Annotated in this window: 20 protein-coding genes; 1 reads left to right on the top strand and 19 read right to left on the bottom strand. The window is 50.5% G+C overall.

What is annotated here, in order from left to right:
- Positions 1 to 429: 429 nt before the first annotated feature.
- Complete coding sequence (gene katG / locus ACFFJP_RS06445) at positions 430 to 2616, bottom strand: catalase/peroxidase HPI (protein ID WP_377241611.1); 2187 nt, start codon at positions 2614 to 2616, stop codon at positions 430 to 432.
- A 483-nt stretch (positions 2617 to 3099) separates the two neighbouring features.
- Here katG and ACFFJP_RS06440 point away from each other — a divergent pair, with 483 nt between their 5' ends.
- A complete protein-coding gene (locus ACFFJP_RS06440) occupies positions 3100 to 4467 on the top strand; it encodes an O-antigen ligase family protein (RefSeq protein WP_377241609.1) in 1368 nt (455 codons plus the stop codon).
- 5 nt (positions 4468 to 4472) lie between these two features.
- On the opposite strand, the gene ACFFJP_RS06435 is transcribed toward ACFFJP_RS06440, so the two are convergent.
- The 18 genes from ACFFJP_RS06435 to ACFFJP_RS06350 form a co-directional block, all read right to left on the bottom strand.
- Positions 4473 to 4712, bottom strand: a complete 240-nt coding sequence (locus ACFFJP_RS06435; protein WP_377241607.1) for a hypothetical protein — start codon at positions 4710 to 4712, stop codon at positions 4473 to 4475.
- 190 nt (positions 4713 to 4902) lie between these two features.
- Entirely contained in the window at positions 4903 to 5373 is a 471-nt protein-coding gene (locus ACFFJP_RS06430) for a GFA family protein (RefSeq protein ID WP_377241605.1), read from the bottom strand.
- A 28-nt stretch (positions 5374 to 5401) separates the two neighbouring features.
- Positions 5402 to 5845: a hypothetical protein gene (locus tag ACFFJP_RS06425; RefSeq protein ID WP_377241603.1), complete on the bottom strand. Its 444-nt coding sequence runs from the start codon at positions 5843 to 5845 to the stop codon at positions 5402 to 5404.
- Between the two features lie 85 nt (positions 5846 to 5930).
- Positions 5931 to 6323, bottom strand: coding sequence for a hypothetical protein (locus tag ACFFJP_RS06420; RefSeq protein ID WP_377241601.1), 393 nt, complete (start codon positions 6321 to 6323; stop codon positions 5931 to 5933).
- A gap of 26 nt (positions 6324 to 6349) precedes the next feature.
- Entirely contained in the window at positions 6350 to 7918 is a 1569-nt protein-coding gene (locus ACFFJP_RS06415) for a M20/M25/M40 family metallo-hydrolase (RefSeq protein ID WP_377241599.1), read from the bottom strand.
- A gap of 56 nt (positions 7919 to 7974) precedes the next feature.
- A complete protein-coding gene (locus ACFFJP_RS06410; protein ID WP_377241597.1) occupies positions 7975 to 8277 on the bottom strand; it encodes a YciI family protein in 303 nt (100 codons plus the stop codon).
- Between the two features lie 74 nt (positions 8278 to 8351).
- Complete coding sequence (locus ACFFJP_RS06405) at positions 8352 to 8540, bottom strand: hypothetical protein (protein WP_377241595.1); 189 nt, start codon at positions 8538 to 8540, stop codon at positions 8352 to 8354.
- 211 nt (positions 8541 to 8751) lie between these two features.
- On the bottom strand, positions 8752 to 9132 hold the full coding sequence (locus ACFFJP_RS06400; RefSeq protein ID WP_377241593.1) for a hypothetical protein: 381 nt from the start codon (positions 9130 to 9132) through the stop codon (positions 8752 to 8754).
- A gap of 323 nt (positions 9133 to 9455) precedes the next feature.
- Positions 9456 to 10199, bottom strand: coding sequence for a DUF695 domain-containing protein (locus ACFFJP_RS06395; protein WP_377241591.1), 744 nt, complete (start codon positions 10197 to 10199; stop codon positions 9456 to 9458).
- A gap of 76 nt (positions 10200 to 10275) precedes the next feature.
- Positions 10276 to 10791, bottom strand: coding sequence for an Imm26 family immunity protein (locus ACFFJP_RS06390; RefSeq protein ID WP_377241588.1), 516 nt, complete (start codon positions 10789 to 10791; stop codon positions 10276 to 10278).
- Entirely contained in the window at positions 10785 to 11654 is an 870-nt protein-coding gene (locus ACFFJP_RS06385; RefSeq protein WP_377241585.1) for an RHS repeat-associated core domain-containing protein, read from the bottom strand. Before ACFFJP_RS06385 ends, ACFFJP_RS06390 begins: the two co-directional genes overlap by 7 nt.
- Before the next feature lie 183 nt (positions 11655 to 11837).
- On the bottom strand, positions 11838 to 12194 hold the full coding sequence (locus ACFFJP_RS06380) for a hypothetical protein (protein ID WP_377241583.1): 357 nt from the start codon (positions 12192 to 12194) through the stop codon (positions 11838 to 11840).
- Positions 12195 to 12225: 31 nt separating this feature from the next.
- Positions 12226 to 13368: an alpha/beta hydrolase gene (locus ACFFJP_RS06375; RefSeq protein ID WP_377241580.1), complete on the bottom strand. Its 1143-nt coding sequence runs from the start codon at positions 13366 to 13368 to the stop codon at positions 12226 to 12228.
- A gap of 493 nt (positions 13369 to 13861) precedes the next feature.
- Positions 13862 to 14596, bottom strand: coding sequence for a DUF4386 family protein (locus ACFFJP_RS06370; protein WP_377241578.1), 735 nt, complete (start codon positions 14594 to 14596; stop codon positions 13862 to 13864).
- Positions 14597 to 15005: 409 nt separating this feature from the next.
- Entirely contained in the window at positions 15006 to 15326 is a 321-nt protein-coding gene (locus tag ACFFJP_RS06365) for a hypothetical protein (RefSeq protein ID WP_377241576.1), read from the bottom strand.
- 123 nt (positions 15327 to 15449) lie between these two features.
- Positions 15450 to 15830, bottom strand: coding sequence for a hypothetical protein (locus ACFFJP_RS06360; protein ID WP_377241574.1), 381 nt, complete (start codon positions 15828 to 15830; stop codon positions 15450 to 15452).
- 85 nt (positions 15831 to 15915) lie between these two features.
- Entirely contained in the window at positions 15916 to 16296 is a 381-nt protein-coding gene (locus tag ACFFJP_RS06355) for a hypothetical protein (RefSeq protein ID WP_377241572.1), read from the bottom strand.
- A gap of 132 nt (positions 16297 to 16428) precedes the next feature.
- Entirely contained in the window at positions 16429 to 16635 is a 207-nt protein-coding gene (locus tag ACFFJP_RS06350; RefSeq protein ID WP_377241570.1) for a DUF4177 domain-containing protein, read from the bottom strand.
- Positions 16636 to 16716 lie beyond the last annotated feature (81 nt).

Below are 16716 nucleotides of genomic sequence, written 5' to 3'. Positions count from 1 at the left end.
TGTTGTGACAAAGGTGGGTTGCACAAAACAAGCGCTTGTTTAGCGGCAAAGCCGGCGACGCCACTACTGCATTCACGGCTCCCTCGCTCACTCCTTACTGCTAACTCCGCGGCTGCTGGTGCTGGCTTTACCGGTTTTTTGGGAACTGCAGCTGTGAGCGAGTTGCAGACATTCCGTTCAGGCTGTTTGATGTTGCGACAGGAATCAAAGGTGCAATTCGCTTTGCTCATTGCACCCTACGATCCAGCGGCCCGATCGTAGGGTGGGTAGAGCGCAGCGAAACCCACCGGTTGTCGCACAACGGGTGTCACCAAAGCCCGCTTCTGCCCCAAAAGTCGCCTTCAACAACGCCGTATACATCTCATATCCCCGATAATAAACAACAAAACGCCGGCATTTGCCGGCGTTTTTTATCGTTTAAACAGCGAATTACTTCAAATCATACCGATCTGCATTCATCACTTTGACCCAGGCGTTGACGAAGTCGTGTACGAACTTCTGCTGGCCATCATCCTGGGCGTACACTTCAGCGTAAGCGCGCAGTACTGAGTTGGAGCCGAATACCAGGTCAACCCGGGTCGCGGTCCATTTCACCTGACCATCTTTTCTCGCGACGATTTCATACTTGTTTTTACCAACCGGTTTCCAGCTGTACGCCATGTCGGTCAGATTGACAAAGAAATCGTTGCTGAGTACCCCTACTCTGTCGGTGAACACGCCGTGCGGGCTACCGCCAAAGTTAGTGCCGAGCACGCGCATGCCACCGACTAACGCGGTCATTTCATGGGCGGTTAAGCCCATCAGTTGCGCGCGGTCCAACATCATTTCTTCCGGTGCCGGACCGTAATCCTTTTTCAGGAAATTCCGGAACGCATCATGCACCGGCTCCAGCACGGCAAAGGATTCGGCATCGGTTTGCTCAGCGGATGCATCACCACGCCCCGGCGCAAAAGGCACTGTGATATCCACGCCAGCTGCTTTGGCCGCTTGCTCTACTGCAGCACTGCCGGCCAGTACAATCAAATCCGCCAGACTGACTTTTTTACTCAGGCTTTGCTGCAAAGTTTCCAGCGCGGCCAGTACTTTGGCTAAACGGGCCGGCTCATTGCCTTCCCAGTCTTTTTGCGGCGCCAGCCGAATACGCGCACCGTTGGCACCACCACGATAATCTGAGCCACGGAAAGTGCGGGCACTGTCCCAGGCGGTGGCAATCAAATCACTGGCGCTGATGCCAAGCGCCAAGGTCTTGGCTTTTAACTCGGCGATTTCCGCATCGGTCAGGCAATAGTCGACCTTAGGGATCGGGTCTTGCCAGATCAAATCTTCCGCTGGCACATCCGGCCCTAAATAGCGGCTTTTTGGCCCCAGATCGCGGTGGGTTAACTTAAACCAGGCTCGGGCAAACACGTCGGAAAAATAGTCCGGGTTGGCATAAAACTTCTCAGCAATTTTGCGGTAAACCGGGTCCATTTTCAGTGCCATGTCGGCGTCGGTCATGATCGGATTGCGCCGAATAGTCGGGTCTTCCACATCCACCGGTTTATCTTCTTCTTTGATATTGACCGGCTCCCACTGCCAGGCGCCAGCCGGGCTTTTGGTCAGTGCCCAGTCATAGGTAAACAGCAGATAAAAATAGCCGTTATCCCACTGCGTTGGATTAGTAGTCCAGGCCCCTTCAATGCCGCTGGTGACCGTATCGCGGCCAATACCACGGCCGGATTTATTCAGCCAGCCAAAGCCTTGCGCTTCGATGTCCTCGCCTTCCGGCGCCGCACCTAAATGTTCGGCTTTGCCGTTACCGTGCGCTTTACCAACGGTGTGGCCACCGGCTGTTAAAGCGGCGGTTTCTTCATCGTCCATCGCCATGCGGGCAAAAGTCACGCGCATATCCTGCGCCGTTTTCAGCGGGTCCGGATTACCGTCCACCCCTTCCGGATTAACATAAATCAGCCCCATCATCACCGCCGCCAGCGGGTTTTCTAAATCGCGCTCGCCGCTGTAGCGACTGCCTTCACCACCGGAAGCCTGCAGCCATTGCTTTTCCGAACCCCAATAAATGTCTTTTTCCGGATGCCAGATATCTTCGCGGCCACCGGCAAAACCGAAGGTTTTCAGGCCCATCGATTCGTAAGCCATATTGCCGGCCAAAATCATCAAATCGGCCCAGGATAATTTGTTGCCATATTTACGTTTAATCGGCCACAACAAACGGCGGGCTTTATCAAGGTTACCGTTATCCGGCCAGCTGTTTAATGGCGCAAACCGCTGACTGCCAGTGCCACCACCGCCGCGGCCGTCGGCGATGCGATATGTGCCGGCCGAGTGCCAGGCCAGTCGGATCATCAGGCCACCATAATGGCCCCAGTCAGCCGGCCACCAGTCCTGTGAGTCGGTCATCAGCGCTTTTAAATCGGTTTTGACGGCTTCCAGATCCAGCGTTTTAAAGGCTTCGGCATAGTTAAAGCCCGGGTCCATCGGATTGGTTTTGCTGTCGTGCTGGTGCAGGATGTCGAGATTCAGTGCGTTTGGCCACCAGTTCATCGTCGCATTGGCAGCTGTGGTGTTGGCACCGTGCATCACCGGACATTTGCCGCCTGTTGATTTGTTGCTATCCATCTGAGGTTTCCTTCTGTTGGGTTCAAGTCAAAAGTTAATTCCCGCAGCAGCGAGCTGCGCCATCTGAGTTGGATTAAAGGTAGTCGCGAATTACGATTTAGGAAACTGACTTAAATTGGTCACATTCATCACATTTTTTGATTAGAAACCAGTTGCAGATAACTTTTAGCGATTTCGGCGCAAATGCCAGCACAGCTGCTGCAAGAGTAGTGGCACATTTGATCTGATTTTGGGAACGATTATTGGTTTTTGGCAAGTTCAACCATGGCGTCGCTGCCGATGCCCAGCCATCCGCTAACTAAAAAACGCATAAGTCATTGCCTGCACACACTTTAATCAAACATTTTTTTTACATGACAGCAAAAGATACGTAGAATCCACCCGCCTTAAAATGCCAGAGTTCAAAACCTGCAGAGGCCCGCCTGCAATATCTGTGTATTGGCATCAAATTGTACTTCACGTTTACTTCTCCGGAGCCCGTGCGTGTTTTCGAAGTCATCTGCAAGTTTGTCTTTAGCGCTCTACGCAGCCGTGTTTTTAGCCGGAACTCTGTTTGCATCCAGCATTGCCCGGCTCGTCAATATCGGTAGTCTGTTTGACTTTAAACGTTTCCTCGTAATTACCGTGATCGCATGCTCGGCATTTATTCTCAGCTCTGCCCGCCATTTGCGCGGCCCGCAATTAGCGCCCAGCTCGGTTGCTGCACTCCTAGTATTTTTTATCGTTGGTTGTGCGTCCGCAGTAAGCTGTGCCCATCCGTATTGGGGCTTCGTAGAGCTCGCCAACATTGGTTTACTCGTGGTGGCATTTTTTATCTGTAGCATTTGCTGCAACACGCTGTCGAAACCGGCGGTTTGTCGTGCGCTCTATTGGTTTACCGTACTCTTTTCCTTGTTGTTTTTATTACAGTTTTCCTTAAAGCTACTCCAGCATTTAATGACTGCGACTAAACCCGGCATCTTTAGCCTGATCTCCGGTTTCGATAATCCACGCATCTTAAATCAGCTACAGGTGATGCTGCTGCCGCTACTGTTGTTGCCATTTTTACTGCTGTCCCTGCGGCCATTTCAGCGGATGTCACTGCTTTTAATGGCAGGGCATTGGATGGTGATGATGCAGACGGAAGCCCGGGGCGCCTGGTTATCTTTGATGATTGCTGTCGGGCTGGTCAGTTGCTTCAGCCTGCCGGCGGTCCGAGCTGTTTTGCTACGTGCTTTTTTCCAGTCGATGCTACTGGGGCTTATTTTGTGGGCTTTGTTTATTATCGCCTTGCCTTATTGGGTGATTGGCGAAACAAATTTAAGATTCAGAACCGGCAGTTCAGGGCGGACAGAACTTTGGCTTTACGTGCTAAATCATATCCCTGAGAAGTTCTGGCTCGGTTATGGCCCGATGAGTTTTGCCTGGGCCGACGGAAAACCGCTGTCAAACGCTCATCCGCACAATGCATCTTTGCAAATTCTGTATGAATACGGCTTTTTGGCGTTTCTGACCCTGTTGCTCTGGGTTTGCAGTTTGCTTGTCACCGCCCTGAAAAAACTACGCAGTGTGGCGCATCAAACCACTGACACTGCATTATTACTGTCGATTATGTCAGCATTGTTTTATGCGCAGTTATCGGGAGTTATCGTGATGCCGCTCACCCAACTGATGCTGGTCTGTTTAATCGCGTTTTATCACTCATCCAGCAGCAGCCCCTTAACTCAGCGACATAAGTGGATGATCGCCCTGGTCACGTTAGGAGCCAGTGCAATGGTGCTTTCCTCTTATGACAACCAACAGCTGAAAAGCAACAAAGTCCCCCGGATGTGGCAACAGGGTCTGGTCAGCCCGCTTGCACAGACCCGATGACAGCGCTATTTCAGCAAGTCATCGGCCGCAACAATCTCAACGCCCTGCAGCTGCCCTAACCAATGATCAAACCAGGGTTTGTGTGACACCCCAACCACCGATAACACCCGCGCGCCGGGTTGTTCACGAAATGTTTCCGCGATATTAGCGATGAGTGGATCGGGTTTGGCTGGGCTAAAACCGGCCGGCAATTCACTTAAATGCACGGTGCCCAACACTAATACTTGTGTGCGGGGTCCGGTCATGTCGTGATCAAGGCGGTCGAGTGCCACAGATGTTGCGGCGCTGACGTGTCCTGCTAAGCAGAGACTGCAAATAGTCATAAAGATTGGGCGGACGGTGAAAAAGCTATTGTTCTTCTCAGACTCCCTGTTGGTTTTACAGAGAGTCGATAGCAGGCAGCCGAATGGTTGTAACAACCTGAAGTAAATTTACTCAGACCCGGCCCGGCTCATAGCTATCATAGCGTGGCAGCGCTGCATCCAAATCGTCCCAACAGGCTTTTGACGAGACAAAGTTGTGCGAGATCGGCCGTTCAACAATTTCAGAATCAAGGATCCCCAGCCGTAAGCGCAATTTATCCGGCACTGCAGCGTTGCTGCTGTACACCGGACTGGCGCATATCTGACAGAAATGCCGGTGTTTAGCTGGCGCAGATTCAAAGGCCGCCAGCTGTGCCTGTCCTGTGATGATCCGCAGCGCAGAGGTGGCTATGAAGCCGTTGGTCGCATAGGCAGTGCCACTGCTTTTGCGGCATTTAGAACAGTGACAATGAATGATCGAATCAATGGGCCCATGCACTTCCAGCGTCACAGCACCACACAAACAGCTACCCTGATACATAAAATCTCTCGCCTGATAAATGCAAAACAATGACCGGTCCGCAGACCGGTTCTTACTGCTCATGTCGTGGCTGCGGCAACCCACCCGCAGTTCACGCGCTACTACTCAGTACCTGCCAACGCTGCACAGTGCCAATGGCAAACAAACTACCGATAACCAAACAAATCGAAGAACTGACCCACCAGAAAGTCAGAGAATTTTCCGGAAACTTTGGCATCAGCCAAACAAATGCTAATCCACGCAATAAAAACACGGCGCTAATCAATATCAACGCAGTTCTGGTCAGCGGCAATCCGGATAATACGCCAGCGCCGGCCAGCGCATAGGCCGCCCAGATCAGCAGCACCGCGGTGATCCCGGCGGTGACCACTGTCGGATACCACAGTTTTTTTTCCGCCATTTGCGCCATCGCCTCACCGGCACCAAAAAACCGGTACCAGTCAGCGCCAAACAGGATACAACCAGCATGCGCGAGCGCCGCCAATACACAACAAACCGCAGCTGCAATCAGGTAGTTATTTTGTTCCAGTTCCATTGCCGGTCCTTTAATGTAGGTGCATTGATGTTGCACTTTGATGTAGTAATGACATCTGGCGATAATCTAACGGCGCGCTGACGTGCTAGTCACCAACCGTCATTGCCGCCTGTGATGGTTGAGCCTGAGTTGAAGGAGTATGACGTTCAACGCCATTTTGCTGTCTGGTTGCCAGCTGATGCTGCATGATCCGAAACAGCAAGTCCATCCGCCGGTTGGTTCTTCTTCGCTCCGCCATGGCAATACCGCACATGACAGAATAGGCACCCGAAGCCCACTGCAAGATTAACAGCGTTTTCGCATCGACCAGAGCGAACTGATGGCACAACAGCAAAGTCAGCACCACCAGAGCGAACAGCACCATGTTACTGGCCTGCGGATACGGTGAACCAAGCCACTGATATTCATCCAATAACTTTTGCTGATGCAGCATTTCTTCATATTCAAGACTGGCTTTGACCTGACTTGCAGTATCCATGTTGTTCTCCCTGAACAAGTGTTGTTTTAATAAGGCGTACGCAGCAACCGTAGCAAGGTTTGTATGCCGTCAACATAATGCCCAATACGCAGATTTTCATCAAAACTGTGCTGATTGTTGTCGGCATTGACCAGTGGCAGGATGACAAAAGGCATCTGCAGCGCACTAACCAGCTGTTCAGTTGGCAAGCTGCCGCCCATCATCCGCACTCGCACCACTGAGTTACTGTCTTGGAGCAGCACAGCATAAACCCAGTTACCAAGCTGAGAATCCAGCGGCGTGCGTGCCGCATCGCCACCGGCACCTGGGGTCAATGATGCGATTTTATCGTATTTGGCGCGCTCGGCGTCAGTTGGCTCGCCTTTGGTTAAATACCAGCCCTGCGCTTTAATATGACGCTGCAGTAAAGCCGTCAGATAAGCAGAATCAGCCTCTGGTGTGGTGCGAAGGTCCAGCTCAGCCACCGCCAGATGCGGGATTATATTGGCGGCTTTGTCTCCCACCGCCGCCGCTTGCATACCGCGGATATTCAACGACGGGTATTGCAGCGCTTCCTGATAATTTGCGCCCACCGCATCAGGCCGGGCGATGCCGGTACGCTTTAACAGCGCCGCAGCATCATCCGGCACAGTGGCTAACGCCTCACGTTCTGTCGCCGACAGATGCACTGTGTCGTAATAGCCAGGCACCGTCACGCGGCCATCATCGTCTTTCATACTGGCCAGCAGCCTGGCCAGACGCTGCGCCGGGTTTGGTACATAGTTACCATAATGGCCGCTGTGCAGCGGAGCTTTGGGCCCATAGACCGTCAGCGTCAGGCTGGTGGCGCCTCGGTTGCCAAACACCAGCGTGGGTTTGTTGCTGGCGTGCTGCGGGCCGTCCAAAATCAACAATCCTTCGGCCTGCAGCAGTTTTGCGTTGGCTTTGGCGATGGTTTTAATCGTTGGTGAGCCTTTTTCTTCCTCGCTGTCGAGTAACACTTTGACGTTGAACGCCGGCGCCTGCCCGGCCGCTTTGAGCGTATCAAAGGCCGCCAGCAACATCATGATCGGGCCTTTATCGTCTGCCGACGCGCGGGCAAACACCCGAAGCTCAGGATCCAGCGGTTTGTGCTGCAGCAACGCTGAGTCAACCGCCTGCCACTGGCCTTGCTGATTACGCTTCTTCACTACAGCCGACCAAGGGCTTGGCTGTGACCACTGCTCGGGCAACACCGGTTGACCATCGAGGTGCATATAAAACAACAGCGTTTTTGCATCCGGCACCGGACTGCGATATTCGGCATACAGCAGCGGTTTGCCGTTATTGGCCAGCTGCTGCGTGGTAAAGCCACGCCGGTTAAACGACTGCTGCAGGAAATCAGTATTTTGCTGGATATCAGCCGCGACTACTGCGTCATTCGGCAGCGCCAGCAATTGAAAATACTCGGCAAAACTGGCTTGAGCCGCCTGCAGCACTTGCGCTTCAGAAGGAACTGCTGCCGTGAACACTTGGGTGTGGTCCACCTGCTGCGTTTGCGCCAGTAACGGTGCACTGAGCCAAACCGATAATACGGCGATGACGAACCTATTGATGTTGAAGCGGCTTTTAGTCATTGGCATCCATCCCGGTTGGGCTTTTACGAAGTCTGGCGGTGAGTGTTTTCAGCATCTCAGTCCCTTGGTAACGCACGGATTTCGACAGTCCCGCCCGCCTCATAGATCGGATTGCCGGTCAGAAACTGCTGCGCCGCCAGCAAGTCTTCAGCGCGAACGCGGATAAAACCGGACAGTTGATCCGCGCTGCCTGCTGCGGTGCCGCTTTTACGAAATGACTGGCCTGCGCCAATGGAACTGCCGCCATCAAAGCAGCCACTTTGGTGCAGGAAGGCAAAATACCTCTGCCAGGCGCTATCATCGGCGGCCGCGGCTTGATCGGTCGCATCGTTGTACATCAATAACAGATAGTCCTGCATGACTACATGCTCCTTGGTGGGCCGGCAATGGGATCGGTTTGTCGAATCAAGCTATCACATTCGAATCGCGACGCTCAAACGGTCGGTTCATCCGACGGCGGTTCACCTGCTTCCTGCTTGCGTTTGACCTGTTCCTGTTTGACCTGCTGTAGCTTTTTGATTTCCGCCGGCGGGATCGGAAATAACGATATAAGCGGCATCAGTGCCAGAAAAAAATAAGCACCGGCCGGCCTGCGCTTCGCCCAGCGGATTAACTTTGCCATTGCGCAGCACAACAATACAATCCCAGCGCCCACGGCGACATAAATAAATAAGACCGCTGGGGACACGAAATTTTGCAACAAGTCCATATGATTGCCTGATGTGGCATCGGTTACATAGCTATTGGGTGTGATGGAACGGAACTCAAGGCAGAGCTTGCTGCAAATATCAGACTCTGTGCAGAGGAATTAATTGGTAAAAGAGCGGCGACCGTTACTGTTTCGCGGCGCTCCAGTAGGATAAAAAGTCCCGTCCGGTCGAGTTAGTCAGGCCTTCCAACTTTGTCCCCTGCAACACGGCCGAATGGTTGTAAGGACCAGACTGATCAGCCGTGACAAAAGCAATGCGGATCGCTCCCCAGTCTTTATTGATGCGGGCCTGCGAGATAGGCGCGCCGTAAAAAGTGCCTTCGAAGCTGTGATCCGGATTAACCTTTGTCACCACAAATTGCTGCAAGTAAGGTTTGGCATCAGGTGTGGGTCTGAGGTCAACTTGCCAGGTTCCGAGCAGTTGTGTCGGTTGCAGAGGCGCAGCCGTCTCAGCCTGAACCATAGCGACAAAAGTGATAAAAATCAGAGCAATCAGATAGCGCATAGGCCTCCAGTGGCAGGATCAGTCAAACAAAAACCGGTGAAAGCACCGGCAACCACAAACAGTGTAGTTGGCTGTTTAGCACCAGTGGCACTTTCACCTAACCACCAGTTTCAGCAATCCCCCAGCTAATTGATCATCAGCTAAGAGCGAAAAGCAGATCTAAAAATGACTGATTTTCGAAAAAATAAATGTCCGCTTTGCTGCTGTTGCGGACATTGTGGGATTAGCCTGAGAACCAAAAATAGGAAACCCATAGTTCGGTGGACACTATGGGTGTTTCGGGTTACTTAAGAAATTACTATTGCGCTTTAGCCCGCTAGAAATCACATGGTTTTGACCGCTGACTCCCAGCCGTCATAGCGCCCACCCAGCTCTGCTGCAGCCATAAATAAAGGCAATGTATACTCGTCAATTTGTTGGTGTGATGGAATACCTATATTGCTAACCTGCACGCAATAGCGCTCGTCGTCATTATCTTGCAATTGCGTACCCAAGACCTGATAGCCCGTAGCCTGCGCCTTAGCGGCATATTCTGAAGCTGCTGTTTCGGTTGCAAAATATGCCCAATGCATAATCTCACGCAGTGTTGTGAACGCCTCTCCTTTATCTGCCATGGCATCACAAACCCGGCGGTTTTTAATGCTTTCGAGCTGTGTCTCTGATGGCATTAACAATTGGAAATACATCTCCCACTCAGGGTCAGGATTGATACCGCCTTCCCAGGCATATTCAGAGAAATCGTTCAGACTAAGTTCCAAGGCTTCTTCGTCTATATCATCACTGCTACTGTAAAAAAACAGGTCGCGGCAACCATCGGAAGTGAGACGGCCCACATAAATCATCTTGTTATCTGCAGTCAGAGCCTCGACAACTTTATTCTCAATCTGATTGAGCGTTTCAAACTCGGCCTGACTGGATAAGCCGTCTTCACGCGGCTGGCACATCGGAATACGCAGATAAAACAACTCCGGGTAACCAGCCAACGGCACTCTGCTGGCCAATCCCAAATTCAGATAAATCGATGCGGGCTTGTCATTAACTAAACACTGATAAAAATCCCAACTCACAGAATATTCCTTTTTTTGGTCATAAAAATAGCCGCACAGATACTCATATGCGGCTATCACCACTTTTCAAACTATCTTACTGCTTTTGTTGCTCAAGATACTTAGCTAGTTTTTCTTTATCGATGACATGCTCGCCAGTCCAACGATTGGGTTTCTTATCGTAAAGCTCCAGTAAACGTCTTCGCACATGACCAAACTCCCATATAGAAGTCGTTTCTATATTTTTGCATTCTTCATAACTTGCAGGACGCCATATATTATTTGGGTGCCCACTTTCATCATAAATAAACAACCCGCCAGATATAATGTCTTGCTTAAATGTCGTGGGCTTCACTCCATTTTCGGCAAGAACGGCAATATTGCCGATTTTTTCACTATTTTCATCTTTAAACGCAGATTTGTAGACACAAAGCTTGAAAGCTGCTGGTAAATCTATGAGATCTTTAGCTTCTAAAGGTCCTGTCGAATACTTTGAAAAGAATACCGTTAAGGTCGGTTCTATATATTGGGCGTAACCATACAATCCATCAGCTATTTGCCATCTAAATACATCGCCTTTTTTTAATCGCAACACTTTTCGTTTTTCTAACATAACTTAGCTCTCACACAGGCTCTGATATATTTACCCCGGTTTTCTTTGTTGTTAGGGGAAATACCATTAATTTTATTTCCTGAAGTACCGCCTTCTGATTTGGCACCACCATTTTGCTCAATTAATAGCTGTTCACGACCGCGGATGGCACCTTTATCATGGTGCGAGGCATCCAACTCAGCAGCCTCCCATCCGTCTTCCTCTTTTAAATGATGCTTGGCATCTCGTTTCTGTACATTCTCAAAAGCTGTGCCTTTGCCACTAGTCCGCCCTGAATAGATCTCACCAGTGATGCTATTACGTTTGGTATAGGTTTGATAAGTCTTTGCAAGTCTATCTGCTTTTTTAAGCGTTTTTGTCGGGTCTAAAATACCTTCAGCAGATTCCCTGAGTGCCGAACTGAGGTTAATATCCTGACCGGTTGCCGCTTGCAGCGCCACTTCTAAGGCAACATCTACGATGAATTTACCAATAAAATTGGCGATCTGACCATCAGGATCAGTCGCATTCATTGGGTCATTGCCGACATAGGCGTACCAGTTCATGCCGTCTTTGTAGCCAATTGGGTCGGTTTGCAGGAAGCGACCTAACTTTGGATGGTACACCCGGGCTTTGTAGTGATAAAGCTCGGTGCCGGGCAGCAGGATTTGGCCGGTGTACCGAAAGCGTGATGCACTTTGGTTAATCGGCTCGCCATATGGGCCATATTGGTGTTTGGTGGTGACAGTGCCGGCGCTGTTGGTTTCCGCCATAATACTGCCACGTTCGTCGGCGAGCAGGTATGTGGGGCTGGTGGTGCCGCTGCCGTCGTAACTGACTAAAGGGTCGTCGCTGCCGATGCCATGTACGTAGCGTTTTAGCATAGTGCCGGCGGCGTTATATTCCGCTATTAACTCTTAGCGGACATCACAGTTACCAGCGTCAGAATGTCCGCAATTGGCACAAAGCCACTATCCGACAAAATGGTTATTTCGTGAAAGCGGTGATGCGATTCATTTGCAACGCGTGGTGAAAACGGTTGCAGTGAGGTGGTAAATTCAATGCGATTAACCACCAGGCTTTGCCTCCTGACGCTCAATCTCATTGATCATAAAGGTATAAAATGGCGACGTTTCTTCCTCTTCCACCGCACGCACAGAATCCAGCCGGATCCGTTTTGACACTGCGGTAAAAAAGCGCAGGGCCAGTTTATTGTCTTTAAATGTTGATGCCGCCATCGGTTGGCCCACTTGTGCAATGACCTGCCGGACCGCCTCTAATGCGATCCAGCCACCCCGATACTTCGGCAGGATAAAAAAGTCGGCAAGTTCCCACATCAAACGCTGTTCCAGTTCAATCCAGTCCAGCAGAACAAAAATTACCAGCACAACACCCGATGGCAAAAGGCTGGCAGAACCAGCCATCGCTGACTCTGCAGGCCGCCTTTAACTTTGATTAACTTGCTTTAACATTGAACAATGCGTCCAGCTCAGCTTGTTGTGCCGCAGTGATACCTTTTAGCGACTGCAGGGTTTCGTTATAAGCGGCTTTTGCTTTATCTGTTAACTTAAAATGCAAATAGGCCTTGATGAGGCTGATGTGCGCGTTAAAGGACTGCGGATAGTTTTTTCTGTTCCATACCAAAAGTTCTAATGTCTCATCCTGACGGTTTAAATACTGTAGCCATTGACTATAACCATTGGCCTTGTCCTCCGGGATCTGCAGTTTTTGGCCAAGCACCTGCGATCTGGCATTAAAAACCGCCTGCAGATCAGTTAGATTCTGTGGGGTGTTGGGGATCGCCCAATTGGCAAACAGGTGTTTCAAGCCATGGTATTGCCCTACCAAAGTTGTCGAGTCATGACTTTCGTCGCTAAAAGTCTTTGCCAGTACTTGCAGTTTTGCCGTCGGATATTGATTGGTGAAGTCGACCAGCTGTTGAAAAGCATTGGTCATCAAAGGCTCTTCGTTTGCAATCGACAGAAACAACCGCCCTGTGATGCTCTGGGTTTTCAAAGCTGCAGCTGCCAAATCAATAACTTGATTATTATTCCAATACAATGAAGGGCTTATTGCAATAACCCCATTGAACAACCCTGGCCGCTTTATTGCGGCATTGACGGCAAACTGACCGCCGTGCGACGTGCCTGCCAGTGCCTGATAATCTGAAGTACGATACCGGCTTTTAATGAATGGCATGATTTCTTGTTCAAGATGGGCGAGCACAAGATCAGCGCCGGCCAGCTTCTGAGGCTTTGTAGTGGTTTGCGCTAAGGTCAGTTCTTCTACACGTTGCTGACGCGGCGTGACAATCCCGACCACTATCATCGCGGGGATCAGATCAAACTTTGATAGATAATCAACAGTGCCAGCGGTATGCGCGCCCTGAATATCGCCGTCAGTGATATACAACACAGGATATTGTTGTTTTGACTGCGCATAGTCTGCAGGCAAATAGACAATCAACTCGCGTGACTGGGCCAATAGTTGGCTTTTTATACTGAGTTGTTCGGTTTGCATTAACGGCAGCGCAGCGAACACCTGCATATGCACAAAACACATCACTGCCAGCATCAATTTCAATATTGTATTTGTCATCCTTTCCCTGCTTTTGCTTGTTGTTTGTTTAGTGAAGTTATCAAAATCGAAAACCGCCTGGCGCCGCAACTGTCTGTAAACAGCAAGGTCATTGTGGTCATCTTCAGTCCAGGCATTTCGCTGTGCGCAAATAAGCCAATTTGCGCAGCGCAGACAAATACAGTTAGCTGTCCACCAGCGCAAAGAAGATTCTGTAAACAAATAGTGAAAAATACACTACCAGAACGGGAACGAAGGACGCAATTGCTATATGCAGTTTACTGCTGCAACGAAAGGGCCACCAAAGTGACGGCCCTTCAATCCTCAGCTCCAGCCTGACGATGCGATGGGGCGTGGTGGAAACCTGGCAAGCAACCGGTTAAAAGCAGGGAGATCTGATCTCGGTGTTGGGATGAACAGCGTGAAAGGTCAGCACGGACGGCATGGCCACCAGCTACGCCACAGCCCGCAGACGATACCGTCGCGGGCCGGACGCGTTTGCAATTGCGGGTGTTCAGCGCATCGATGACGTGCTTTCTTTCGCAGCGAAGCCTTTGATAAGCAGCCAGATACCGGTCGCCGGGTAGACCAGAGCAAGCGGCGCCAGCAGGGCGTAAATGATGTCATAGCCGAACAACTCACGCAGGATCGTAGACATTTGGCAGGCGGCAGCGATCATACCCGCTAAGGCCAGAGCTGCCGGGATCAGCCGGGCGCGCTTGAGCAAGAAGAAGAGCACGAAAACGCTCAAGCCGCCGACCAGCTTGTCAGGGAAGTGGATACCGTTGCGAAGGCCGCCCAGCAGCTCCCGCACCACTTCAAAGCTCGCAGCCGCTTCCGGTCCGGCTGTCTGGAAGGCCTCGCTGGCCGGGCGCATGGCCAGCAGCACTGTGTGCTCCACCTGGCTCATGGCGAATCCAGCCGTCACCAGCAGCAGGTAACAGAGACTTAACACCGGCATCTGCGCGGCCATACGTTGGCGGAAAGTCGCGGCTATCGCCAGAGAGATCAGGCCGGTGATCAGCCCCAGCACAACGATGATACCAACCAACGAAGGCTGCTGCCCGGCCTGAACCATAAAGCCACCGTTGGAGAACAAATCGCTTTGTAATTGGAAGTTGGAATACATGCCGAGGGCGAAGCTGACCAACATGCCAAACCCCACCAGGCGGCCTTGGGTAAGGGCCGATGTAGCCGGCATGGCAGGAGTAACAGAGATGGCCTCATTGGCCGCAGGGTTCTGGATCATGATATTTCCTTTGGATAAATGCCTGGCGATAGTGCCTGGCTATGGTGCCGATTTGGTTTACAGACTGGCGTGGATGAAACAAAGGAGCAATGTCTATGTGACAGGCAACGACCCAGAGGGTGCAAACGACGGCTAGGCGGGGCGAACGGCGCTGCGGATCAGCACCTACGCCATGCGGCTCAACCGGGTCAGGATGTTCTGCGGGCTGATGCTGCGATGAAGGCCGCAGCACATTCGACATAAGCAATGTTGGTTCGGCATGCCGGAGCATCCAAACAGCGGGACTATTTTTGATGGGACTATTTTTTATGGGGTTAGTCTGGATGGGGCTATGCTGGACACGCAGCTAGGAAGCCATAATTTGTGGCTGTAGAAGTCGTAGCGCCCTACTGCACCAGAGCGACGGCGCTTATCTGACGAAGGCCTGAAAACCCAGAACGGCTGGTATGCGAGCGAGAACTACCAAATTTAGCGCGGAAAAACACGCATGCGTTTTGCCGTCGCAGCCCATGCGCTGCATGGGCGAATAAGACTTGCTTGTTATGTATTGTTCTCTGGCAGCTCTTTGATCACAACGAAGTAATAAACTAAATAACCAATCCACGATATAAAAAACGACATTAGAAACCAGATTATCTTGTGCATTCCTTTTGCCTTTTTTGATATTAAAGCAAGCACCCAAGGTAACACCCAGATTAAAAACATTACGAATAGCAAAAGAATCTGCCAAATACTTACACCACCCAAAATAAACTCCTTTTTATGAGGCTATGGAACAACACAACTATAAGCGCAAGCGTGCAAACCTTGGTGAGCGTCGCTGCGGCCGCAGGCCGCAAAGTGCCTCGCCTTGTTAGTCATTGACACGGCCCCAGATGATTTCAGAATTTGGAGCGACGCCTAAGACTCTGTTAGTGACGTTTAATACTATTTCGTGACGAAGCTCTGGGGTAGCAAGTACATGAACTACACCAATTTTACATTCTTTATGAGCCTGTATTAGGTGGTTGCCGAACTCTTCTGGGGAGAACAGGCCGCCGTTAAAACGCAAACTTTGGGCATCTAGCACTTCAACTTTATGCGTTTCACAACGACTTAGACAGCACGTACCCGGGCATTTTGAACTGTTATCAACTTCTAATCCAACGTCATCTTTCTGAAAACTGAGAAATGCAAAGTACATGACTAGCGAGAGAAGAATTGACACAAAACCTAAATGCACTGAGTTGCTCATTGGATTTCGCCTTTATGACTAACGATGCCCACAGCGGCGAGCGAAGCGAGTAAGGCAGCAAAAGGCTGCGAACTGCTGGGCCTTGTTAGACTCGTCGTTGATTAACGACATAGCCGATATACCCGAAGACAAGCAAGACCAAAGCTACGATATCTGCCCAAAATACACGGGCAATATGTTCGTTGTAACCTCCAACGGCCAACGAGAGGTATAAGAACGATATTACGCTGATAAAACCAGCTAATAACCCGGCCAATTGGAAAGTTTGTTTAAACGCCGCAAGAACCAGGAAACCTCCCAGTATCCCAAATAGAACAGCTCGATGACGCATGAGGATTTCAAGGTTCGGTTCATCAAAGAGAATTCCATAGAGCGAAAATAACTTTTCAGCGCTTAGCACACCGCTAAGAGGAATCAAATGGATTATGCCAACCAAGAATAACGATATTGACACCAAGTATTTCATAGGACTATTCCTCTTCAAGCCTAACTATCGCCTTAACGGCGATCAACTTGTTGCGAGTCCATCAGCCACAGACCGCGTTGTTTAAGACGCTTGTTAGGTGCACACACCATAAAGCGGGCAGAATTTTCAATATTATGTTTTTGTTACGTGTTGTTTTTCGTTTAACTCGATTACCAATGTAAAGGAATGAATAGCTCCAAATAAGCTTGTATTTGCTGTTGCAGATACTAGTTCCCAACCATCACTTTCCATCTCTTGAATCTGAGCATTAAGTAAATCTAAGTCAGGATCATTTGACCAGAAACTCTTCGTTTTACTGAAAATTACAACTTTCCTCATTCACAGCTCCATTGCGGATGTATTTGATTGATGCCAAACGCCCGCAGCACGCGCGGCTTTGTAGTGAAGGCGGAGCCGCAA

Origin of the sequence: Rheinheimera tilapiae, from assembly GCF_042432165.1 — a bacterium.
Taxonomy (GTDB): Bacteria; Pseudomonadota; Gammaproteobacteria; order Enterobacterales; family Alteromonadaceae; genus Pararheinheimera; species Pararheinheimera tilapiae.
Note: the sequence above shows the minus strand (reverse complement) of the source record. Positions and strands in the feature narration are given on the sequence as shown.